Origin of the sequence: Streptomyces hokutonensis, assembly GCF_000376565.1 — a bacterium.
Classification (GTDB): Bacteria; Actinomycetota; Actinomycetes; order Streptomycetales; family Streptomycetaceae; genus Streptomyces; species Streptomyces hokutonensis.
This window is the reverse complement of record NZ_BARG01000033.1, coordinates 139,956-162,623: the sequence shown is the minus strand read 5'-3', so window position 1 is coordinate 162,623 and position 22,668 is coordinate 139,956. Positions and strand designations below refer to the sequence as shown.

Annotated in this window: 16 protein-coding genes; 8 read left to right on the top strand and 8 right to left on the bottom strand. The window is 70.2% G+C overall.

Going from position 1 to position 22,668, the window contains the following annotated elements; all coding sequences use genetic code 11:
• Positions 1–94 precede the first annotated feature (94 nt).
• Both SSP08S_RS20005 and SSP08S_RS20000 read left to right on the top strand, forming a co-directional pair.
• On the top strand, positions 95–793 hold the full coding sequence (locus SSP08S_RS20005; protein WP_019069400.1) for a hemerythrin domain-containing protein: 699 nt from the start codon (positions 95–97) through the stop codon (positions 791–793).
• Entirely contained in the window at positions 790–1,707 is a 918-nt protein-coding gene (locus SSP08S_RS20000) for a pyridoxamine 5'-phosphate oxidase family protein (protein ID WP_019069399.1), read from the top strand. The genes SSP08S_RS20005 and SSP08S_RS20000 overlap by 4 nt, the downstream gene beginning before the upstream one ends.
• A 7-nt stretch (positions 1,708–1,714) precedes the next feature.
• Here SSP08S_RS20000 and SSP08S_RS19995 read toward each other — a convergent pair whose 3' ends face one another.
• Positions 1,715–3,175, bottom strand: coding sequence for a glycoside hydrolase family 76 protein (locus SSP08S_RS19995; protein ID WP_019069398.1), 1,461 nt, complete (start codon positions 3,173–3,175; stop codon positions 1,715–1,717).
• Between the two features lie 33 nt (positions 3,176–3,208).
• The gene (locus tag SSP08S_RS19990; protein ID WP_019069397.1) at positions 3,209–4,822 is read right to left on the bottom strand and encodes a glycoside hydrolase family 27 protein; all 1,614 of its coding nucleotides are present in this window, start codon (positions 4,820–4,822) and stop codon (positions 3,209–3,211) included.
• 204 nt (positions 4,823–5,026) lie between these two features.
• Here SSP08S_RS19990 and SSP08S_RS19985 point away from each other — a divergent pair, with 204 nt between their 5' ends.
• Positions 5,027–6,196, top strand: a complete 1,170-nt coding sequence (locus SSP08S_RS19985; protein ID WP_019069396.1) for a glycoside hydrolase family 76 protein — start codon at positions 5,027–5,029, stop codon at positions 6,194–6,196.
• Positions 6,197–6,198: 2 nt separating this feature from the next.
• Here the strand turns inward: SSP08S_RS19985 and SSP08S_RS19980 are convergent, their stop codons facing one another.
• From SSP08S_RS19980 to SSP08S_RS19965, 4 genes are all read right to left on the bottom strand, one after another.
• Positions 6,199–7,188 carry a LacI family DNA-binding transcriptional regulator gene (locus tag SSP08S_RS19980; RefSeq protein ID WP_019069395.1) on the bottom strand — a complete coding sequence of 330 codons (990 nt, stop codon included), beginning with the start codon at positions 7,186–7,188 and terminating at the stop codon, positions 6,199–6,201.
• Between the two features lie 135 nt (positions 7,189–7,323).
• Entirely contained in the window at positions 7,324–8,619 is a 1,296-nt protein-coding gene (locus tag SSP08S_RS19975) for an ABC transporter substrate-binding protein (RefSeq protein ID WP_026178655.1), read from the bottom strand.
• Positions 8,620–8,657: 38 nt separating this feature from the next.
• Positions 8,658–9,569, bottom strand: coding sequence for a carbohydrate ABC transporter permease (locus tag SSP08S_RS19970; RefSeq protein ID WP_019069393.1), 912 nt, complete (start codon positions 9,567–9,569; stop codon positions 8,658–8,660).
• The gene (locus SSP08S_RS19965; protein ID WP_245607915.1) at positions 9,553–10,515 is read right to left on the bottom strand and encodes a carbohydrate ABC transporter permease; all 963 of its coding nucleotides are present in this window, start codon (positions 10,513–10,515) and stop codon (positions 9,553–9,555) included. The genes SSP08S_RS19970 and SSP08S_RS19965 overlap by 17 nt, the downstream gene beginning before the upstream one ends.
• 229 nt (positions 10,516–10,744) lie before the next feature.
• Between SSP08S_RS19965 and SSP08S_RS19960 the strand changes: the two genes are divergently transcribed.
• A complete protein-coding gene (locus SSP08S_RS19960) occupies positions 10,745–12,088 on the top strand; it encodes a glycoside hydrolase family 125 protein (protein ID WP_019069391.1) in 1,344 nt (447 codons plus the stop codon).
• Positions 12,089–12,118: 30 nt separating this feature from the next.
• Here the strand turns inward: SSP08S_RS19960 and SSP08S_RS19955 are convergent, their stop codons facing one another.
• Positions 12,119–12,511, bottom strand: a complete 393-nt coding sequence (locus SSP08S_RS19955; RefSeq protein WP_158697183.1) for a hypothetical protein — start codon at positions 12,509–12,511, stop codon at positions 12,119–12,121.
• Positions 12,512–12,742: 231 nt separating this feature from the next.
• Here SSP08S_RS19955 and SSP08S_RS19950 point away from each other — a divergent pair, with 231 nt between their 5' ends.
• Positions 12,743–13,309, top strand: coding sequence for a dihydrofolate reductase family protein (locus tag SSP08S_RS19950; protein ID WP_019069389.1), 567 nt, complete (start codon positions 12,743–12,745; stop codon positions 13,307–13,309).
• 18 nt (positions 13,310–13,327) lie between these two features.
• On the opposite strand, the gene SSP08S_RS19945 is transcribed toward SSP08S_RS19950, so the two are convergent.
• On the bottom strand, positions 13,328–14,968 hold the full coding sequence (locus SSP08S_RS19945) for a glycosyl hydrolase family 28 protein (RefSeq protein WP_019069388.1): 1,641 nt from the start codon (positions 14,966–14,968) through the stop codon (positions 13,328–13,330).
• A 246-nt stretch (positions 14,969–15,214) separates the two neighbouring features.
• On the opposite strand from SSP08S_RS19945, the gene SSP08S_RS19940 reads away from it, so the two are divergent.
• From SSP08S_RS19940 to SSP08S_RS19930, 3 genes are all read left to right on the top strand, one after another.
• Positions 15,215–16,750 carry an acyl-CoA carboxylase subunit beta gene (locus SSP08S_RS19940; RefSeq protein WP_019069387.1) on the top strand — a complete coding sequence of 512 codons (1,536 nt, stop codon included), beginning with the start codon at positions 15,215–15,217 and terminating at the stop codon, positions 16,748–16,750.
• A 69-nt stretch (positions 16,751–16,819) separates the two neighbouring features.
• Positions 16,820–18,571: a fatty acyl-AMP ligase gene (locus SSP08S_RS19935; protein WP_019069386.1), complete on the top strand. Its 1,752-nt coding sequence runs from the start codon at positions 16,820–16,822 to the stop codon at positions 18,569–18,571.
• Positions 18,568–22,572, top strand: a complete 4,005-nt coding sequence (locus SSP08S_RS19930) for a type I polyketide synthase (protein ID WP_245607914.1) — start codon at positions 18,568–18,570, stop codon at positions 22,570–22,572. The genes SSP08S_RS19935 and SSP08S_RS19930 overlap by 4 nt, the downstream gene beginning before the upstream one ends.
• Positions 22,573–22,668 lie beyond the last annotated feature (96 nt).

The following is a 22,668-nucleotide window of genomic DNA, read 5'->3' as shown; positions in this document are numbered from 1 at the left end:
ACAAGCCTGCGGCCGAGGGCGCCAAGTGAACACCAAGAGGGTCGTACGACCCTCGGAGGCTGTTGCCGATATCCGATCGTTGGAGCAAGCAAGCGTGTCACCCACCAGCACGACGGACGAACTTCCCACGGCCGAGCGTCCGTACACCCACGAGATGATCGTGGTCCACCGCGTCTTCCGCCGCGAGTCGGCGTATCTGCCCCGCCTGGTACGAGCCGTCCCCGACGGCGACACCGCCCGCGCGAAAAAGATCGCCGACCATCTGCGCGAGTACGTGGCGGGACTGCACAGCCACCACTCCGTCGAGGACGAGCTCATCTGGCCGCACCTCCAAAACCGGGCCCCGGACGCCCGGTTGGTGGCCCGTATGGAGGAGCAGCACCAGCGGATCGACGTGAGCCTGACGGTCGTGACGGAGTGGACGGCCGCGTGGGAGCGGGCGGCGGACACCGTCGCCGGTGAGGAGTTGGCGCTCGCGCTGGAGCAGCACTCGGCCGTGCTGCTCGAACACCTCGCCGACGAGGAGCAGTTGGTGCTGCCCCTGGTCGCGGAGCATCTGTCGGTCGAGGAGTGGGACCTGGTCGGACGCCGCGGTCTTGAACGGATCCCCAGGAACAGGCTGTTGATCGCGCTCGGCGCGATCCTGGAGGACGCCACGCCCGAGGAGCAGGCGTACTTCCTCGGCAGGACCCCGCTGGTCGGCCGGCTGCTGTGGAAGGCCGTCGGCCGCCGCCAGTACGCCGCCGCCTGCCGGGCGATACGCGGCCCGCTGGACGGGGAGCAGAGCCGATGACCCTTCTCGACTCCGCGCCGCTCGACGTCCTGGACGCCTACCGCACCTGCGAGTTCGTCACCCTCGGCCGCGACGGCACACCGCTGGCCTGGCCGACCGCCGTACGGCGGCAGGAGGACGGCACGCTTCTGCTGAGCACATCCCTGGCCTTCGCGCAGAAGGCGCTGAACATCCGCCGGGACGGCCGTGTCGCCCTCCTCTTCTCCGACCCCACCGGCAGCGGCCTCGACCACGCCCCGCAGATCTTCGTCGGCGGCCGTGCGGAGTGTCCCGACGAGATCATGACGGGTCCTCAGGGAGCCGAAGACTACTGGCGGATGCTGTTCGAACGGCAGCCGCACAGCAGGGCCTATGTCTCCCCTCCCCTGCGGCCGTTGACGACCTGGTACTACCTCCGGCTCCTGATCACCGTGACCCCGGACCAGGTCGTCGTACGACCGCCGCTCCCCGCGTCGGACCAACAGGCCCCGGGGACGGAGCACTTGCTGCCGGGCGCGGCCCAACTCGCCCGTTTCTCCTCGGCGGTGCTCGCCGCGCGCGACACGTCCGGGGCACCGGTGCTCGCCCGCACACGGCCCGTGCCGACCGGGGACGGCTTCGCGGTGGAGGTGCCCGCCGGCTGCGCGGCGACCGAAGGCCCGGCCTCGCTCCTGGTGCACCGGCACGACGAGCAGCTGAACAACATGCACAACGCCCTGGTCCGGGGCACCCTGAAGGCCGTGGGCGACGGCTGGCTGCTGGTCCCCACCAAGGTGGTGGAACCCATGGGCACGGGCCGCCCGACCGACGCGTTCCGCGTCCTGCGCGACACCCGCCGCGCCACCGCCCGCTATCTGGAGCGCCGTGGCCTGACTCGTCCCCGGGTCCGGTGGGACGAGTTCAAGGCCTTGGCAGCAGCCGCGAAACGGAGGTGACGGACCGTCAATTCGCCGCGTTCATCAGGTCGAGCGCGCTCTGTTGCCGGGCCGCGTCGGTGGAGTCCAGCGGCCCGGCCCAGTGCAACCCGTATGCGTCGAGGGCGTTGCGGTCGCTCGCGTAGGCGGCGGTGGCCTGGCGTGTGATGTACGAGGTGTAAGGGCGGTCGGACAAGCGGGAGTTGAAGGCGCTCAGCCCCCGGATGTACGCCCCCTTGAACGACGGCCCGTCACCACCGCAGCCGCTCGCCTCGCACGGTTCCCGAAGAATCCCACCGGAGTTGAGAGCCGCCGACGTGGTCGAGGCGTCGCCGATCTGCCGGCCGGTGGTGAGGAGGCCGGCGTCGCCGGTCGCCCGGTACAGCTCCGAGAGGCCGCCGAGCAGCACGCCCTGGTTGTACGACCATGTCGTGTCGCCGTTGTTGCCGCAGGTCGCCAGGTTGATGCCGTCGTTGACCAGATGGGAGCCGTTGATCATGCCGGTGCCCTTGAACCAGGACCACTCGGCGCTGGCACGTCCGAGGTACGTCGTGTCGCCCGCGATGCGGTTGTGCAGGGCCGCGTTCAGCTCCAGGTAGAGGGAGTTGGCGATCGCGTTCTTGTAGGTCTTGGCGGTGCTCCACCACACGCCGCCGCCGCAGGTCGAGTCCCAGTAGCGGGCCATGTAGTCGGCGTCCGCGCGGGCGGTGTTGAGGTAGCGGGAGTCGCCGGTGAGGTCGTATGCGTCGACCCACGCGAGTCCCCACCAGCCGGTGTCGTCGATGTAGTCGTTGGTGAAGTTGCCGCCCTGGGCGGAGAGGTTGCGGTCGTAGGTGTTGGCGACGGCGTACTTGTAGCTGCCCATCCCGGTGACGCGGATGTTGTCGATGAGGGCGGTCAGGGCGTTGGCGGAGTTCCACCAGCCGGTGGTGTCGAAGAGGCCGGTGCCCAGGTTGTACGACTGCATCAGCGCGGTGGCGGCGGCAGTTGGGCGGCTGCCGGCGTTCCAGGTCGTCCGGGCCCACTGCGTACAGGCGATCTCAGCCCGGTCACCGGCCTTGCCGCAGGCGCGCAGGGCGCCGACGCCGAGGGCGTTCCAGTCGTCGACGTTGTACATCAGCGTGCGCCAACCCCCTTGCCCCGCAGGGATGGTGGTGTCGCCGAGCTTGCTGCCCGAGCTCCAGGTACGGCCGCCGTCGAAGGAGCGGTCGAGCCAGACCTCGTCGCCGGGGCTGCCGTTGGTGATCGAGGCCCAGCCCATCGCGTCGGTGTCGTCGAAGTGCAGGGTGAGGGTGCGGGAGTAGATGGTGGCGGACACGGGTTGCCGGTCCACCGGGGACAGGGCGGGGTCGCGGGCGTCGCAGTACTTGTTGCAGATCGTCGCCTCGGCGGCGGCGCTCGCGACGCCCGTGGAGACCGGCACGAACAGGGCCAGGGCGGCGATCAGACCGGTCCCGACTCGTTTGACACGTCTGGCAGTTGAGTTCATGCCGGCTCCATCGAAGTGGGGGATTGCGGATGGTCAGCCCAGGCGCCACTGCTGGTTGGCGCCGCCGTTGCAGGACCAGAGTTCCAGCGCGGTGCCGTTGACATTGCCCGCGGGCTGGTCGCCGCCGGTGACGTCGAGGCAGAGGCCCGACTGGGTGCCGGTGACGGTGCCGTTGGGGTTGAGGCTCCACTTCTGGTTGGCGCCGCCGTTGCAGGTGTAGAGCTGCACCTTGGTGCCGTTGCTCGTCTGGTTGTTGTAGGCGTCCAGGCACTGGGTGCCGCCGTAGAGCCGGAGTTCACCGGCGGCGGTGATGGTCACGGCCTGGTTGGTGCCGCCGCCGCAGTCCCAGATCTCGATCTTGGTGCCGGGGGTGGTCTCGCCGTTGTAGGCGTCGAGGCAGCGGTTGGAGGAGGCGCCGATGAGGGGGTGGGTGGTGCCGACACTGGTGCCGCTGCCGGCGGAGACCCGGTACATGACCGAGCCGTGGCCGGGGACGCTCGCCGAGATGGTGCCGGTGGTGGAGCTGATCACGTGCGACCAGAGGTTGTTGAGCTTGTACGAGGACGCCGAGGGGAGGCCGGCCGCGGTCGCGGAGGTGGTGATGGTGGCGGCCGAGGAGTTCTCGTTGAAGAGGACCACCGAGACGTCGCCGTTGGCGAGCGGCTTGGAAAGGACGTGCAGGCCACCGGAGTTGGCGATCTCGGTGCCCTGTTTGCCCAGGGAGTCCTGGTCGACGGCGATGACGTCCTTGTTGCCGTAGAGGGAGAGCGTGGCGGCGGTGGCCTTGCGCAGGTCGGTGCCGGCGATCAGGGGTGCGGCCATCTCCGACCAGAGGCTGAAGTGGGCACGGTCCTCGGTGAACGACATGCCGTTGCCGACCTCGAGCATGTCCGGATCGTTCCAGGCGCCCGGCTTGGCGTACGAGGCGAGTTTGACGTTGGCCTTGTAAATGGACACCACGGTCGAGAAGTTGACGTTGATGTCGTCGGTGGTGCGCCAGCTGTTGCCGACGCCCGCGCCCCAGGTCCACACGTCGGCGAGACCCCAGTTGCAGAGGCTGTAGACGATCGGGCGGCCGGTCGCCGCGAGGGCGTCGCGCATCGCGGTGTAGCGCTGCTGGTCGGGCACGTTCTGGTGGTTGCAGTTGTCGTACTTGAGGTAGTCGACACCCCAGGCGGCGAAGCTGTTGGCGTCCGTCTGCTCGTGGCCGAGGCTGCCGGGGTAGCCGGCGCAGGTGGCGGTGCCGGCGCTCTCGTAGATGCCGAGCTTGAGGCCCTTGCCGTGGACGTAGGCGGCGGTGCCGCTGATGCCGTTCGGGAACTTGACCGGATCGGGGACGAGTTGGCCCGCCGCGTTGCGGGCCGAGGTCATCCAGCAGTCGTCGATGTTGACGTACTGGTACCCGGCGTCCTTCAGCCCGGAGGAGACGAGGTAGTCGGCGGTCTGCTCGACGAGCTGCTCGGTCACGTTGCAGCCGAAGGCGTTCCAGTCGTTCCAGCCCATCGGGGGCGTCCTGGCGAGGCCGTTGTCGAGGGCCTGGGCGGGCGGTGCGGCGCGGAGTACCAGCAGGGCCGGGACGAGGGCCAGCAGCAGCGCCATGGTGAGGGCGGCGCTCAGGCGTCTCTGGAACGGTGCCGGAACGGTCATGTCGAGGTCTCCTGCTTCGCCGTGGGGGGCTGCACGAACTCACCGTTGGAAACGTAACCATCGCGAGGGTTCCACTCGCCCGGTTCGCCCGTCAATGGTCCGGACCAGAATGAACCGGGAGTGAACTGCCCGTGCCGTCAGAGGCGTTGACGGCCTCCTGAGTCGATGGCAACGTTTCCATCACCCGCACCCTTGGAGGCCACCATGTCCCTGCGCCCCTCCCGGCGAGTGATGATCGGTTCCGGTCTGGCCGCGCTGACGGCGACGGCCGTCACACCGGCGGACGCGGCCGAACGGCCCGGCTCCGTAAAGGCGTTGTCCCGCGCGAGAGACGCGTACTCCGCGCTGAGAAGACACTTCGACACGTCGGACGGCTCCGGGCTCGTCCGCGAACAGATCCCGGCGGCGGGCGGCGACAACCCGTACTCGTACGAATGGCCCTTCTCCCAGGTGCACATCGCCGCCCTCGATCTCACCGCCGTGGACGGGGAGTTCGAGCCGGAACTGTCCCGGCGGGCGGCGGCGCAGGAGCACTACTGGAAGCCCGGCGGAGGCACCACCGGCCTTCCCGGTTACGCCTCCTACCCGGTCGCGCCGTTCGGCTCGGGCGGTGACATGTTCTACGACGACAACGAATGGGTCGGCCTGGCCAAGATCCAGCGGTATCTGCAGACCGGGGACACCGCCGCGTTGGACCGTGCCAAGGAGATCTTCGCCCTCGTCCGGTCCGGCTGGGACACCGACAGCGGTCATGCCGCGCCGGGCGGGGTCTTCTGGACGCAGGCCGACTGGAGCCACGACCGCAACACCGTCTCCAACATGCCGGGCGCCCAACTCGCCCTGCGGCTGCACCAGATCACCGGGCAGAGCGACTACCTGGACTGGGCGAAGCGCTTCTACGACTGGACGAACACGCACCTCCAGAGCCCAAGTGGCCTGTACTGGGACCACCTTGACCTCCAGGGGACCGTCGAGAAGACGTTCTGGTCCTACAACCAGGGCGTACCGGTAGGTGTCGCGGTGCTGCTGTACGAGATCACCCGGGACCGCTCCTACCTGCGCCAGGCGGAGCGGATCGCCGCCGCCGCGTACGCCTACTACGTCACGCAGGGGCGGCTGTTCACGCAGCCCGTGTTCTTCAACTCGATCTTCTTCAAGAACCTGCTGCTCCTGGAGTCGGTGACCGGGAAGGACACCTGCCACCGGGCGATGGCCGGCTACGCCGACCAGGTGTGGGACACGATGCGGGACCCCGCCACCGGACTCGTGCACTTCGACACGGCCGGTGGCACCCAGGCGATCCAGCAGGCGGCCCTGGTGCAGCTCTACGCCGTGCTCGCCTGGCCGCGTGCCAAGTGGCGGACGCTGTACTGACGTTACGGGTGCCCGATCTCCCCCGTGCCGCGCGCGATCAACTCGACCGGGAGGACGGTGCGTTGGGAGGGGGAGTCGTCGCCGTCGATACGGTCCAGCAGGATATGGGCGGCCCTGCGGCCGAGTTCCTCGGTGTCGGAGGTGACGACGGTGACCGGGGTGGGCAGCATGTCCGCGAGCTTGAAGTCGTCGAACCCCACTACCGCCAGGGAGACTTGGAGCTCGCGGCAGGCGCGCAGGACGCCCTCGGTGAGGAAGCCCGTGGTGGAGAAGACCGCGGTGGGCGGGTTCGCGGAGGTGAGCAGGGTGCGGGTGGCTGCCTCGGCCTCCTCGGTGGTGCCGGCGCGCAGGGTGACGACCAGGTCGTTGTCGGGCTCGATGCCGCTGCGGCGGAGCGCCTTGCGGTAGCCGCGCAGTCGGCGGCCGGTGCTGTAGTAGGAGGGCGCGACGAGGATCGCGATCCGTTGGTGGCCCTGGTCGACGAGGTGCTGGGTGGCCTTGCGTCCGCCCTCCTCGTTGTCGACGAGGACGACATCGGCCTCGGCGCCGGTGGCCGGGCGGTCGACGAAGACGATGGGCACGTGGTCGTGGCCGTTGATCTCGTTCAGGAAGGCGTGGTCGCCCTGGTCGGGGACGATGATGAGCCCGGCGACCCGGCGACCGATCAGCTCGCCCACGGCCCGGCGCTCCACCTCCGGATCCTCGTCGGCCGTGCTCAACAGGACCGCGTAACCGGCCTCGTTGGCGACCTCGACGGCGGCCTTCGCGAGTGAGGCGTAGAACGGGTTGGTGAGGTCGCCGAGCAGCAGGCCGATGGTCATCGAGTTCTGGCCGGGGCGCAGGGAGCGCGCGATCTCGTTCCGCTGGTAGCCGATGGCGGTGATCGCCGCGTTCACGCGCTCGGCCGTCTCCTCCCGGACCGTGCCGATGCCGTTGACGACGCGGGAGACGGTGACGACGGCGACTCCGGCCCGCTCCGCGACGTCGCGCATCGTGGGCCTGGTGTTCTGGCTGTGCGGGGGACGACTTCTCACGTGAGTTGAAGACCAACCTTCCATCGCGTACCGGGGGCCGGGACCGCTCCCAGGATACGTTTCGGGTCCCGGCCCGCCGCTCGGCCTGCGGCCCTAACCGTTGCTCTTGATCACATCGTTGATCTTGCCGGTCATCGTCTGGAGGTCGGAGAGCGGCTTCTTGCCGTTGAGGATGTCCGGCCAATAGGCGGTGATCAAGTCGTTCGACTGACTGGCCCACTGGGTGGTGAAGCGGACGCCGATGGTGGTCGGGGTGTTCAGGCCCGCCTTGACGGTGGACGCGACAGTCGTCAGACCGGCCTTGTCGAGGGCGCCGAAGTAGGCGCTCTGCGCCGAGAGATAGGCCGGGGCCGCGACCGGGGAGTCGGGCAGCACCTTGGTCCACACGGTGGAGTCGAGGTACTTGAGGACCTTGAAGGTGGCGTCCGCGTTCTGGGTGTACGACGGCGTGCAGATGCCCACCGCGTCGTACAGGGTGGCCGCCTTGGTCTGCTGGGGCAGCGGCGCGAAACCGTACTTGATCTTCGGCTTGTCGGTGAGGAAGCCGGCCGCCAGCCACTGGCCGCTCCACAGCATCGGGATCTGTCCGGCGGCGAACAGCGCCTGCTGGTTGCTGATGTCGTATCCGGGCGGTGCGACGGCCCCGCTCTTGATCCCCGCCACGACCTTGCCGACGCCTTCGGTGTACGTCGTGTCGATGGTCGTCTTCGTGGGGTGGTGGACGTCGTCGGCGAACGGCGCGCCGCCCGCCGAGAGCGAGTACGTGCTGAGCGAGAACGGGCCGTCCGTTGAGGTCAACGCATCAGCTACGAGGCCGTACTTGGCGCCCTTCGCGTGCAGCTTCGCGGCGTCGGCGAACATCTGGTCCCAGGTCCAGCCGGCCGCGGGGACGGTGAGGCCGGCGGCCTTGAAGGCGTCGACGTCGTACCAGATGCCGTAGGTGTTGAGCAGGGAGGGGACGCCGCCGATCTTGCCGTCGGCGGTCTTCCAGTTCTTCATGGTGGAGGAGACGAAGCTGCTCGCGCCGAAGTCGGTGGAGCCGGAGAGCCGGGAGGCCCAGTCGGTGAGCAGGCCCTGGCTGGTGTACTGCTGCTCGGTGTCGTTGCCGCACCAGAACAGGTCGGGCAGCTTCTTGGCCTGGGTGAGGGCGGCGAGCTTGTCGCTGTAGTTGCCGTTGGGGGTGTCGACGCGCTTGACCGTGATGTTCGGGTCGTGGAAGCCGGTCAGGGCCTGGTCGATGGCCTTGTTGGTGGTGGCGGACTCCCAGGTCATGAGGGTCACCGTCACCTTGCCGTCCGACTGCTTCCCGGACGAGCCGCCGCAGGCCGCCGTCGCGAGCAGTCCCCCCGCCGTCAGCAACGCTCCGGCTAGACGGGTCCATCGTTTCATCATGGCCTCCTGGTAACTGGGTCGGAACTGGGCGCGGTTCAGCGCTGGTTGACGGTGCCCAGGGCGCTCAGCCCCTGGATGAAGTAGCGCTGGGCGACGAAGAACACGGCCAGTGGGGGGAGCATGTAGAGCAGGTTGGTGGCCATGTAGAGGTTCCAGTCCGGGGTCTGGCCGGCGAACTGGGTGACGAAGGAGGCCATGCCGACGCTCAGCGGCCACTTCTGGGACGAGTACAGGTAGATCAATGGGTTGAGGTAGTCGTTCCAGGACATCTGGAAGGCCAGGATTGACATCGTTATCCAGGCGGGCTTCGTGATCGGCAGCATCACACTGAAGAAGATCCGGACGTGGCCCGCGCCGTCGACCTTGGCCGCCTCGTCGATGGAGTGCGGGATCGACAGGAAGTACTGGCGGGCCAGGAAGATGAAGAGCGGATTGCCGCCGAGGAAGGCCGGGACGATCAGCGGCAGCCAGGTGTCGTACCACCCAATGTCCTTGAAGAGCTGAAACAGCGGGATGATGCCGACCACCGGGGGCAGCAGCATGCTGCCGACGAAGACGTAGAACCACACCTTGCGGCCGGGGAAGCGCAGCCGGGCCAGGGCGTAGCCCGCCATCATCGAGGTCATCACCCCGCCGATCACCGAAAGTCCGGTGATGACAAGGGAGTTGAGCAGCAGGCGCGGGAAGTGGATGACCCTCGGACCGTCGATGAAGTTCTTGAAGTGGAACTCGTGGGGCAGGAGCCGGGGCGGGACTTCGAAGACCGCCGAGGGGCCCTTGAGCGCGACGGTGAGCATCCAGAGGATGGGCACGATCATCACCGAGGCGATCAGCAGCGCGACGGCGTACCAGGACGCTGTGCGTACGGCCCTGCCGCGCGGCTTGGCCGGGGCGGCCGGCTTCGGCGCCGTCGTCGGCGCCCTCGTGACGTCAGGAGACGTGGTCACTGTAGGTCCAAATCGACGAGAAGCGGGCGGTCGCGGCGATCACGACGACGATGACGAGGAAGAGCACCCAGACCTGCGCGGACGCATAGCCGAACTGGGAGACCTGGCCGAGCCGGGGGAAGCCGTTGTTGTAGATCGACAGCATCAGGGTCCTGGTGCTGAACCCCGGTCCGCCCTGGTTGTCCGGCGAGAGGATCTTCGGCTGGTTGAACGCCTGGAGGGCCGTCACCATCTGCATGACCACCTGGAGCAGCATGATCGGGCTGATCAGCGGCAGGGTGATGCGGAAGAACACCGTGCGGGGCCCTGCGCCGTCGAGTCTGGCCGCCTCGTACAGCTCGGTGGGGACCGCCTGGAGCGCGGCGAGGAAGATGATCATCGTGGAGCCGACGCTCCACAGCATGACGATCACGATCGACGGCATCGCGGAACTGTCCCCGGACAGCCACTCGCTGGTGGGCAGGTGGAGCCAGTTCAACACCTGGTTGGCCAGGCCGACTTGGGGGTTGAACACGAACTTCCAGAGCGTGATCGTGGCGACCACGGGCAGGACGACCGGCAGGTAGCACAGGGTGCGCAGCAGGCTGACGCCGCGCATCCGCTGGTTGCAGAACACCGCCAGGGCCAGTCCGACGGCCAGCGACAGCGGCACGTACAGGACGACGAGCAGCAGGGTGGCGCGCACCGAGGGCCAGAAGGACGGGTCGGTGGTGAACATCCGGCGGAAGTTGTCGAGGCCGATGAACTTCGGGTCCGACAGGCCGTTGTAGCTGGTCAGCGCGAAGTAGGCGGACCTGAACAGCGGGTAGACGACGAACGCCGTGAAGCCGATGAGCGCCGGGGCGAGGAACACGTACGCGGCCAGGGTGTCCGAGGAGCGCCTGCGCCGTCGTCGCCAGGGGCGTCCGAAGCGTCCCGGGCTCCCCCGGTCCGGCGGTCGGTCCACGGGTGGTGCGGTGGTTCTCGTCTCTTGGTGCGGAGCGGCTGTCACACGCGCTCACCTTCTTCCTCCGAGGAGTTGGCGAAGTCCCGGACCGGGGCCGACCCGACCGTCTGGTGGTCGCCGACCGCCGCAAGGTAACGTTTCCATTCCCTGGCGATCACACCGTGGCGCACGCCACATGAGGGAGTCAAGAGGCGCGATGGTAACGTTTCCCGGGTCAACATCCGGAACAGTGTGGGCAGTTCCGGAGTCGCTGAGCACGCTCGGGCGGCGGCTGGCGGGCGGGCTGCGGGGCGGCCCTGCGACGGACATCGTCGAGCGGTGTCTGACCAACACCTGGACCACGTCGATGAGTTGGGGCACTGGGTCGGCGTCCGGCCCGGAGGTGTTCGTCAAGACCGGTGACATCCCGGCGATGTGGCTGCGGGACAGCACGGCACAGGTCCGCCCCTACCTCGCGGTGGCCACGGACCCGGAGGTCGGCGACGTCCTGGCCGCCGTCTCGCGCCGGCAGATCCGCTGTGTGCTCCTCGACCCGTACGCCAACGCCTTCAACGACGGCCCCTCCGGCGCGCACGGCGAACCCTGCGACCAGCCCACTCCGGGCGACTGGATCTGGGAGCGCAAGTACGAACTCGACTCGCTCTGCGCGCCGTTGCAGCTGGCGTACGCGATCCGGCGGGCGACCGGCCGGGAGGACCATCTCGACGAGGCGTTCCACCGGGCGGCCTGGACGATCGTCCGGCTGTGGCGGGCGGAGCAGTCCCACGGGCGGGACTCGCCCTACGGGTTCGTCCGCCCGTCCGGCCCGTTCTCCGGTGACAGTCTGCCCCTCAACGGCCGTGGCGCGCCGGTGGGTTGGACCGGTATGACGTGGTCGGGCTTCCGGCCGAGCGACGACGCGTGCGTCCACGGCTATCCGGTACCGGCCAACGCGCTGGCGTCGACGAGCCTGCACGGGCTGGCGGAGCTGGCGGCTGCGGTTCTCGACGACACCGAACTCGCCCATGAGGCATGGCGGTTGGCGGACGAGATCGACACCGGGATCCTGTCGCACGGGGTGACCGAGGTCGACGGGGCCGCCGTCCTCGCGTACGAGGTGGACGGCCTCGGGCGCGCACTGCTCTGCGACGACGCGAACCTGCCGAGTCTGCTGAGTCTTCCGCTGAGCGGCTGGTGCGCACCGGAGGACCCGCTCTACCGGGCGACCCGGAACTTCGCGCTCTCCGACGCCAACCCCTCTTATTTCAGCGGTAGTTACGCCGCTGGAATCGGCAGCACGCACACACCGGACCGGCATGTCTGGCCGCTGGCGATCGCCACGGCGGGCCTCACGGGGGACCAGGACGAGGCGGCTCGGGCTCTGGAGATCCTTGCGGGCACGACCGCCGGTACGGGCCTCATGCACGAGAGCTTCCATGTCGACGCGCCGGGCCGGTTCACCCGGGAGTGGTTCGGCTGGGCCAACGCGATGTTCTGCGAGCTTGCGCTTGAGGTGTGCGGGGAAGGGGTGCGGCAGCTGTTTCCGGTGCATCCGCGGGCGCTGCCGGGGGCACAGGGGCTCCTGTCTTCCTAGACCCGCGAAGGGATCGAGCCCGGCCAGCGCCTACTCGTCCCCAGCACGGTCGCGTCGCAGCAGGTCGGCGACCCGGCTCAGCCACCCTCGTCGGGGCTGGTTGTCCCGGTCCATCAAGAAGCGCGCTGTTTGCAGCGGGTCACGTGGGGGCCGGCCCGTTTGGTGGCGGTGCCAGTAGCCGGCCACCCTCCGCTCCAGATCGTCCAGGTCGACGCTGCCGGTCCTGGACACAACGACCGATCCCTCCGGCCCTTCGGGGGCCGTGAGCGTCAGCACGCCGCCGTCCGGTGAGTACGCCGCTGTGTACTCACCCTCATCCATGTCGATCGCCTCGATCCAGTTCGCAGCGTGCGTGGGGGACTCGAAGATGAGCAGGCCCTCGTCGCGATCGAAGACAAGCACGGTGTCGGGAGGCAGCTCCATGCCGATCACTGTGGCAGCCCCGCTCGTCGCCCCGCCACCAAAAAGACGGCGTCTTGGTCGAGGCAGCGTGTCGATCCGCGGATCCCCCGTTCGACGTACGGGTGAAGGCGCGGCCCGCAAGGGAATCCGGACGGGTCGCGGCCATGTGATCAGTAAGTACTGTCCATTCGTCGACGAGAGGTTCGGGTTGCCGGCCGTGTGGCCGGTCGCCGGACGCCCCGAGGAGAGATCATGCAGATCCGCGCCCGTATGAGCATGAGTGCCGATGGCTATGTGACGACGCCGAACGGGTGGCCCGCCCAGACCGCCGACCCCGCCTTCGTCTCCGGGCAGAGCCACGGAATCCGGGAGTTCCTCGAAGGCTGCGAGGCGGCGCTGATGGGCCGCACCACCTTTGAGCCCGCGCTCTCCAACAACCGCTGGCCGTGGCCGGACCTCGATGTGTTCGTGCTCGGCTCGCACCGTCCGGACGGCACCCCTGACCACGTCGTCACCGACAATGACCCGGTGCGGCTGCTGGCGAAGCTCCGGTCGGCCAACCGGGGCGGCGACGTCCATCTCATCGGGGGCCCTCGGACGATTGGAACGTTCCACGCCCTCGGCGCACTGGACACTCTCGAACTGGTCGTCCTGCCGATGCTGTTCGGCGGTGGGATGCAACTGACGCCCATGGTCGGTCCCGACACCGGGCTGGTCTTCCAACGTGAGCGTGCCCTCCCCGGTGGTTCGGTGGAGATCGTCTACTCATGCAAGGGCAGTCGCGCCGAACTGCCCAACAAGCCTGCCAGCCAGCGCTGATCCGGGTCCTGTCCGGTCTCACGACGTGATCGTCAGGCCGTCGTAGTCCGACAGGTTGGTGAGGTTCAGTTGAGTCGGGGTCGTTGCCCCGGTCGTGGCTCCCGGCATCACTACGTGGCTCAGGGCGATGTCTGAAATGGGCGCGCCCGGAAGGCCGTTGATGCGGGCGGCGGTCGTACCGGCGTTGCGGACGCGGACGTTGGAGATCGTGACGCCGGTGACCGGGCCGATGCCCGCCGTGTTGCCGGTCATCATCGCGAGCCAGGTCCGGTTGCCGTCGTTGCTGAAGCTGAGCCGTTCGATGTCGATGTCGTCGAACGTGAGGTCGGTCGCGGCGGCCGTGCCGTACTTGTGGTGGACGCCGATGCCCACGGCCGCGTCGTAGACGACGACGTGCTGGAAGGTGACCTTGTTCTGCGGCTCGTAGACGCCCTGGCCGACCTTGACGCCGTAGCAATAGGTCCAGGAGACAAGGTCGTTGAAGGTGACGTTGTCGAGAGGGCGGGCGGTGCCTGGGACCGTCTTGTAGATGTCGGCGACGTCCGGCCAGGTCTTCGTGCTGAAGGGGTCGTCGAGGCCGATGCCGATGGCGTGGTCGACGGTGACGTTCGTGGACTCCATGACGTCGATGCCGTCGTTCTCGCCCATGTCGAACCGGTTGAACAGCTTGATGTTCCGGAAGGCCAGGTCCGAGGAGCGCAGCGGGATGACCGCCCAACTGCTGGACTCCCGGAAGGTGATGCCGTCGACGGTGAAGCCGCTCGTGTAGATCGGGGCGAGGAGGTTGACGCCGAGGTTGGAGGGCGCGAGCGCCGCCTGGCCGTTGCCGTCGATGATGCCGCGGCCGTAGATCTTGATGTTCGTCGAGGAGTACCGGGTGGAGATGAACCAAGTGAGGTCCCGTCCTTGGGAGTTCTTGTGTCCGGTCACCGCATAGTGGGCGGCCTCGCCCGTGTAGCGGAGGACCGCGCCGGGTGCGAGGTAGAGCGCGAGGTTGCTGCGCAGGTAGAGGTTGCCGAGGGTGTAGACGCCGGCCGGGACGTACACGATGCCCTGGGTGGCGTTGGCGGAGCCGTACGCGGCCGCGTCGTTGAGGGCCGTTTGGAAGGCCGTCGTGGTGTAGGCGCCGGTGTTCGGCTGGGCCGAGTAGGGCGCGCTCTGCACGTTGAAGATGCCGGTGCCGCCGGTCGCCGGGCGGTTCGTCTCGGCCGGGTCGGCGGCGATGACCAGATTGGGGCGGCCGTCGAGCTTGACGATCAGGTACTCGTCGTTCTGGACGGTGAAGGTGAGGGTCGGGCCGCTGACGGTCCCCGTGATGCCCAGCTTCTGCGGGCTGATGCTGTACGCGCCGATGGCCGTGTTGTTGAGCTTGGTGACCGCGATGGTGGCGGTGCCGGTCCCGAGGGCGAGTTGGGCGATGTCGTAGCCCGTGTACTTGGTGACGGGCACGGAGGTTCCGTTGACGGTCAACTTGTAGTCGGTGGACGCCGGGTAGACGGACGGGACCGGGTACACCGACACCGGTCCCGCCGCGGCCCGGGCGGGGTGCGGGGTTCCCAGAAGTGCCGCCGCACCGAGCAGGAGTGCGGTGAGCACGAGGGCCAGTCGCCGGCGGAGCGGATTCCCGGCTCCGGCGATCGGCGTCAGTGATGATCTCATCCGGTGTCCTCCCGAAGGGCAACGTTTCCATTGCCATGACAGCACAGTGGTCTGGACCACGGAACCCCCCAGCCCCTGCCGCCCCCTCGCCGATCCGTTGTCACCTCAGGACGAACCTCCGTCGCGCGGGACTCAACTCCCGCAAACAGAACGGCGATCCTCCGGTCGTTCGCCGAATCGCTGCCATATTCGAGAACCACTTCGGAGGTGGCTGTGACGCTAGAGGCGACAACATCCCTGACGGCAGTGACACCCGCGACGGACCGCACCGCCGGACGCATCGCCGACCTGCAGGAGCGACGGGCGCGGGCGGTGGTCACGGGCGCGCCGAGAAGACACGGGGCGCTCGGTGCGCGGGAGCGGATCCAACGGCTGCTGGACGCCGGCTCGTTCGCGGAGACCGGTGTGTTCGTGCGGGCGAGAGCGGTGGGGGACGGCGCCCAACGGCCGTACGGGGACGGGGTCGTCACCGGGTACGGCACGGTCGACGGACGGCCGGTCTGTGTGTTCGCGCAGGACTCCACGGTCTTCGGCGGCAGCATGGGCGAGGCCTTCGGCGAGAAGACCGTGGCGCTCATGGACCTCGCCCTGAAGACCGGATGTCCGGTCGTGGGGCTCAACGACTCCGGCGGCGCCCGCATCCAGGAGGGCGTCAACTCCCTCGCGCTGTACGCCGAGTTGGTGCGCCGGAATGTGAAGGCGTCCGGGGTGATCCCGCAGATCTCCGTCGTCCTGGGACCGTGTGCGGGCGGTGCCGCCTACTCCCCCGCGATCACCGACTTCACCGTGATGGTGGACGGCGCCTCGCACATGTTCGTCACCGGCCCCGACGTCATCGAGGCGGTGACCGGTGAACGCACCACCGCCGAGGAGCTGGGCGGCGCCCGCACCAGCAACTCCGTGAACGGCAACGCCCACTTCCTCGCCGCCGACGAGGAGGACGCGCTCGACACCGTACGCGACCTGCTGTCGTATCTTCCCGCCAACAACCTGGAGCGGCCCCCGGAGTACGCGCCCGGAGCCGTCGCCGGCGGTGACTCGCTCGACGAGGTCGTGCCGGACCGGCTCGGCCATGCCTACGACATGCGGGACATCCTGCGCGCGGTCGTCGACGACGGTGAACTCCTGTACGTCCAGGAACTGTTCGCGCCGAACATCATCTGTGCGCTGGCCCGGGTCGAGGGGGCGAGTGTCGGGGTCGTCGCCAATCAGCCGCTGCACTCGGCGGGGGTCCTCGACATCGACGCCTCCGAGAAGGCCGCGCGTTTCGTGCGGTTCTGCGACGCGTTCGGCATCCCGCTGCTCACCTTCGCCGACGTCCCCGGTTATCTCTCGGGCGTGTGCCAGGAGCGGGGCGGCATCATCCGGCGCGGCGCCAAACTCCTGTACGCGTACGCCGAGGCGACCGTCCCCAAGGTCACCGTGGTGGTGCGCAAGGCGTACGGCGGCGGCTACGCGGTGATGGGCTCCAAGCACCTCGGCGCCGACCTCAACCTCGCGTGGCCGACCGCGCGGATCGCCGTCATGGGCGCGGAGGGCGCCGTGGGGGTGCTGCACCGGCGTGAACTCGCCGCGGCGGACGACCCGGAGGCGCTGCGGGCCGACCTGGTCGCCACGTACGAGGCCACGCACGGGACTCCGTACCTCGCCGCCGAACGCGGGTACGTCGACGACGTCATCGCGCCGCGCGACACCCGCGCCCACGTCGTCCGGGCCCTGCGCGCGCTGCGGGGCAAGCGTGCCCCGATGCCGGAGCGGCGGCACGGCAACATCCCGCTCTGACCGCCGAGTTCACCCCCTTTCGCGCCACTCCCCCGCCGCTCGCCCCGCTGTTCGTGAGGAGCCCGTCCGATGGACAGTCGCCGCCCGCCGCTCGCGCCCGCGTACCGGACCCTGCCCGAGTACGTGCGCCACTGGGCCGAACTCACCCCGGACCGCCGGGCGTTCACCTTCGTCGACCATCCCGCGCCCAACTCCCGTGGCGTGCACCGCACGTTGACCTGGCAGCGGCTCGATCTGCGGGTACGGGCGCTGGCCGCCCGGCTCACCGAGCAGGCCGAACCCGGGTCACGGGTCGCCCTGTTGTGCCCGCAGGGGACCGACTACATCACCGGGTTCCTGGCGGCGCTGGCCGCCCGGATGGTCGCCGTACCGCTGTATCCGCCCGGTCTGCCGGGGCAGGGCGACCGGCTCGTCGGGGTGTTGGGCGATGCGCGCCCCGCGGTCGTGGTGACCACCGGCCGGGTGCTGGCCGAGGTGACGGAGTTCTGCGAGCGTGCGGAGGTGCCGGTCCTCGCGGCGGACCGGGTTCCGGACACCGCCGCCCTCAACTGGCGGGCGCCGGAACCGGATTCGGACGCGACCGCCTATCTCCAGTACACCTCCGGGTCGACCCGGGCCCCGGCGGGTGTGGAGATCACCCACGCCAACGTCGTCGCCAACGCCCGCCAGGCGCTCGCCGCTTACGGTGCCGACGCGCATCCGGTGACCTGCGTGGGCTGGCTGCCGCTCTACCACGACATGGGGCTGGTGCTGAGCGTGGCGGCCCCCGTCGTACGCGGGGTGCCGTCGGTCCTCATGGACCCGACCGCGTTCCTGCACGAACCGGCGCGCTGGCTACGGCTGTTGGCCGCGCATCCGCGCGCGTTGAGCGCCGCGCCGAACTTCGCCTACGACTACTGCGCCTCCGCCGTCACCGAGGCGCAGAAGGAGGGGCTGCGGCTGGACGGGGTGGCCGCGCTGATCAACGGCAGCGAACCCGTCCGGCCCGGCACCGCCGACCGTTTCCACGCCGCGTTCGCCGCACAGGGGCTGGCGGCGGAGGCGCACTGTCCTTCGTACGGGCTCGCCGAGGCCACGGTGTTCGTCAGCGCCGCCCGGCCCGGCCGGCCGCTCGGCCGGTTCGCCCTCGACCGGGACGCCCTCACCGCCGGGAAGGCCCTGCCCGCACGGCCCGAGGATCCGCGGGCCGTCCTCCTCGCGGGGTGTGGAACTCCGGTCGGGCAGCGGGTTCGCATCGTCGATCCGGTCGCCCACGCCCTGCTGGCCGAGGGGGAGGTCGGGGAGATCTGGGTGCAGGGCGCCAATGTGGGGCGCGGTTACTGGAACAACTCCGCTCAGACCCGGCGGGTGTTCGGCGCCTCGCTCGGCGGGGACGCGCCGGGCGGCTGGCTGCGCACCGGTGACCTCGGGACGGTCCTGGACGGGCAGTTGATCGTCACCGGCCGGCTCAAGGACCTCATCGTCGTCGACGGCCGCAACCACTATCCGCAGGACGTGGAGGCCACCGCGCAGGACGCGCATCAGGCCGTACGACGGGACCGGCTCGCCGCGTTCGGGGTGCCGGGCGTTGCCGGCGGCGCGGGCGAGCGGGTGGTGGTCGTCGCCGAGCACACGCGGGGCACCAGCCTCGCCGACCTCGACGTACCGGCCCTGACGCGTGCCGTGCGCGCTGCCGTCTCCGCACGGCACGGGCTGCGGCTCGCCGACGTCGTCCTGGTCGCCCCGGGCACCGTGCCCCGCACCTCCAGCGGCAAGGTGTCACGGGCCCTGACCCGCGCCCGGTACCTGGAGGGCGACTATGCGACGGAGACCGCGGGATGACGGCCGTCGACGGGAACGGGACGGGGGAACGGATGACGGCCGCCGACGAGAACGCGCTGCGGCTGCGGATCGTGGAGCGGGTGGCCGAGTGGTACGGCACGCCGGTGCGTGACGTGGCGACGGACCGGCCGCTGGCCGAACTCGGCATGTCCTCGCGGGACGCGGTCGTGCTGGCGGGCGAGTTGTCGCTGCTGACGGGTCACGAGCTGCCGGCGACGCTGCTGTGGGAGGCGCCGACCGTGGACGCGCTGGTCGCGCGGGTGTGCGGCATGGACTCCCGGCCTTCCCCGCTTGGCATCACCGCACCGGCCGTGCGCGCAGCGCCCGGCGAGCCCGTCGCGGTCATCGGGGTCGGCTGTCGGCTGCCGGGTGGAGTGCACGGCCCGGACAGCTACTGGCAGTTGCTGATCGACGGCGTCGACGCCATCAGACGCGCGCCCGAGGACAGATGGGGCGACTTCACGCCGTTTCCGCCCGCCGAAACACCCGCGTTCGGCGGCTACTTGGACGACATCGCCGGGTTCGACGCCGACTTCTTCCGGATCACCCCGCGCGAGGCCGCGGTGATGGACCCGCAGCAGCGGATCCTCCTGGAGGTCGTGCGCGAGACCCTCGACCACGCCGCCGTCCCGGCGCCGGCCCTCGCGGGCACGGCCACCGGTATCTACGTCGGTGTCTCGGCCCCGGAGTACGGCCGCCTCACCGGCGCCGACGCGCACGCCGTCGACCCCTGGGCCCCGGCGGGCGCGGCACTCAGTGTGACGGCGGGCCGGCTGGCGTACGTTCTGGACACCCATGGCCCCAACATGGCGGTGGACACGGCTTGTTCGTCCTCCCTGGTCGCCCTGCACCAGGCCTGCGTGAGCCTGCGCGACGGCGAGACCGACATGGCGATCGCCGCCGGGGTCAACGTCCTGCTCTCGCCCTCCGTCGGTGTCGCCTTCGCCCGGGCGGGGGCTCTCGCGCCGGACGGCCGCTGCAAGCCGTTCGCCACCACGGCCGACGGCATCGGGCGCGGCGAGGGCTGCGCGGCCGTACTCCTGAAACGGCTGTCCGACGCGGAGCGCGACGGCGACCGCGTCCTCGCGGTGATCCGCGCCACCGCGGTCAACTCCGACGGCCGCTCGGGCGGCCTGCTGGCGCCCAACCCGGCAGCGCAGCAAGCCCTGTTGGCGACGGCGTACGGGCGGGCCGGACTCGCCCCGGCCCACGTGGACTACGTGGAGGCGCACGGCACCGGTACCCCGCTGGGCGACCCCATCGAGGCGGGCGCGCTCGGCGCGGTGCTGGGCGCCGACCGTGACCGTGAACAGCCTTTGCTGCTCGGCTCGGTGAAGGGCAACCTCGGCCATCTGGAGTGCGCGGCCGGTCTCGCCGGCCTGGTGAAGACGGTCCTCGCCCTCCACCACGACCTCGTCCCGCCGTCGCTGCACGGCACCTCCCTCCCCGACGCACGGCTGCGCCTGGTCACCGAGCCCGAGCCCTGGCCGCGCTACGGCGGTACAGCCACGGCCGGTGTCTCAGGGTTCGGCTTCGGGGGCACCAACGCCCATGCGGTGCTGGAGGAATGGCGGCCGACCGTGCCTCCGACCGAGAAGTCCGGGGGGACGTCGGCCGCCCGCCTCCATCTCCTCTCCGACCTCGACACCGAGCGGGTCCGTGACACCGCCGCCCGGCTCGCTGTATGGCTGCACACGCCCGTGGGGAGCGCGGCCCGTCCCGTCGACGTGGCCCGCACGCTCGCGGGACGTACCGGGCGCGGGCCCGTGCGCGCCGCCGTCGTCGCCCGCGACCAGCACGAACTGGCGGACGCACTTGGCGCGTTGGCGCAGGGCACGCCGAACCCACGAGTGTTCACCGGCGACCACGACCGAGTGGGGCGCGGTCCGGTGTGGGTGTTCTCCGGATACGGCAGCCAGTGGACCGGCATGGGACGCCAACTCCTCGCGGAGGAACCGGCCTTCGCCGCCGCCGTGGAGAAACTCGACGCCCAGCTCGCCGACGTCCTCGGCTTCTCCCTCCGCGCACACCTGGCCTCCGCCGGACCGCTCGACCGGCTCGACGTGTCCCAACCCGTCCTCTTCGGCACCCAGTTGGCGCTCGCCGAGCTGTGGCGGTCCTACGGCGTCGAGCCCGCCGCCGTGATCGGACACTCCCTGGGCGAGGTGGCCGCCGCGGTGTGCGCGGACGCCCTGGACGTGGTGGACGCGGCGCGGGTCGTCGCCGTACGGGCCCGGTTGCTCGGTGGGCTGCGCGGGGGCGCGATGGCCGTCGTGGACCTGGAGGACGGTGAACTGCCCGACCTGGAGCGGGAGTTCCCCGGTGTCCAGGTCGCCGTGCACTCCTCGCCCCGGCAGAAGGTCGTCACCGGTGACGAGGTGGCGGTCGCCCGGCTGGTGCGGCGGATGGAGGAGCGGGGGCGTGCCGCCCGGGCCATGCGGGTCGTCGGCGCCGGACACTCGCCGCAGGTGGACCCGCTGCTGCCGGAGCTGGTCGAGGCCCTCGCGGACCTCCGGGGACGGTCACCACGCGTCCCCGTCTACTCCACCGTCCTCGACGACCCGCGCGGTGCCTGCGAGTTCGGCGCCGAACACTGGGCCGCCAACCTGCGCCGGCCGGTGCGGCTGGACAGGGCCCTCGCCGCGGCCGCGGCGGACGGTCGTACCGCCTTCGTCGAGATCTCGCCGCATCCGGTCCTGGCCCGGGCCGTCACCGACACCGTGCCCGGCGCGCTCACCGTGGGCACACTGCGCCGCGACGCGGCCGGATCCGCCGCGTTTCTCGGGGAGTTGGGCGCCCTGTACGCGGCGGGGCTGCCCCTGCCGGTGCCCGCCGGGCGGGTCGTCGACCTTCCGCTGCCACGCTGGCGGCATGTGCGGTACTGGTGGACGGACGGGCGGGGGCGTGTCACAGGGGATCGGCCGCCGGGACCCGCCACTGTCGTGGAGTCCGCACCCGCTTCGGTGGTCGCCCGCGTCGGTCACCACATCGCCGCCGTCACCGGCCATCCCACGGCCCGCATCACCCCCACCACGGCGTTGGCCGACCTCGGCCTGGACTCCCTGCTGGCCGTCCGGATCCGTACCGCACTGGACCGCGAGTTCGGGATCGAGCTCCAGCTGCGCGACCTGTTCGACGCCACGACGGTCGACGAAGTGGCCGACCGGATACGGCAGTTGACGGACCACCCGTCTCCGCTCCGCACGCTGCACAGCGGCGGCACACACGCCCCGCTCTTCCTCTTCCACGCCGCCGGCGGCACCACCGATGTCTACCGCGCACTGGCCCAACACCTGGGCGACGACCGGCCGGTGCACGGCCTCGACCGGATCGAGGACGCCCGTACGGTGTCGGAGAAGACACGGCGCTACGCCGAGGAGATCACCGCCGTGCACCCCAACGGGCCGTGCCTGCTGGGGGGTTGGTCCTTCGGCGGGTTCCTCGCCCAGGAGACGGCACGCCTCCTCGTCGCCGCCGGGCGGGACGTCGAACTCGTCGCGCTCATCGATTCCGTACGCCCTCTCCATCGGCCCGGCCGTGTCCGCGCTCATCTCACTGGTTTCGCCCGGCACGTCGCCGACACGTATGGCGTCCAACTGTCCTTGCCGTACGACGAGTTGGTGGCAATGGACGACGACCGCGAACGCATCGACGCCGTGCTGCGCATCCTGCGCGGAGCCGTGCGGGTGCCGTCCGCCGCGCTGGAGCACCAGCGTGCCTCGTACCTGGACCTGAGGATCGGCGAGGCGCACCGGCCCGGCCGGTACGAGGGCCCCGTGGTGCTGTACCGGGCCACGGAACCGGCGCCGCACACCGTGCGCGACCCGGCGTACGAGCGGGACGACGACGCGCTGGGCTGGGACGAGGTGTGCCCGCACCTGACGGTCGTACCGGTGTCGGGGCACCACCTGTCGCTGCTCGACCCGCCGCACGTCGACGAGATCGCCGCCCATCTGCGGCGGGTGCCGGCCTCGCCGGGCGGACCCACCGCACCGGCCTGAGGACCCGCCGACCCGACCGAGGAGCCGCCATGCCGCACCACCGCCCCGCCGCACCACAGCCCGCCTCCGGGATCTCCCCACGCACCGCCCTCCCGC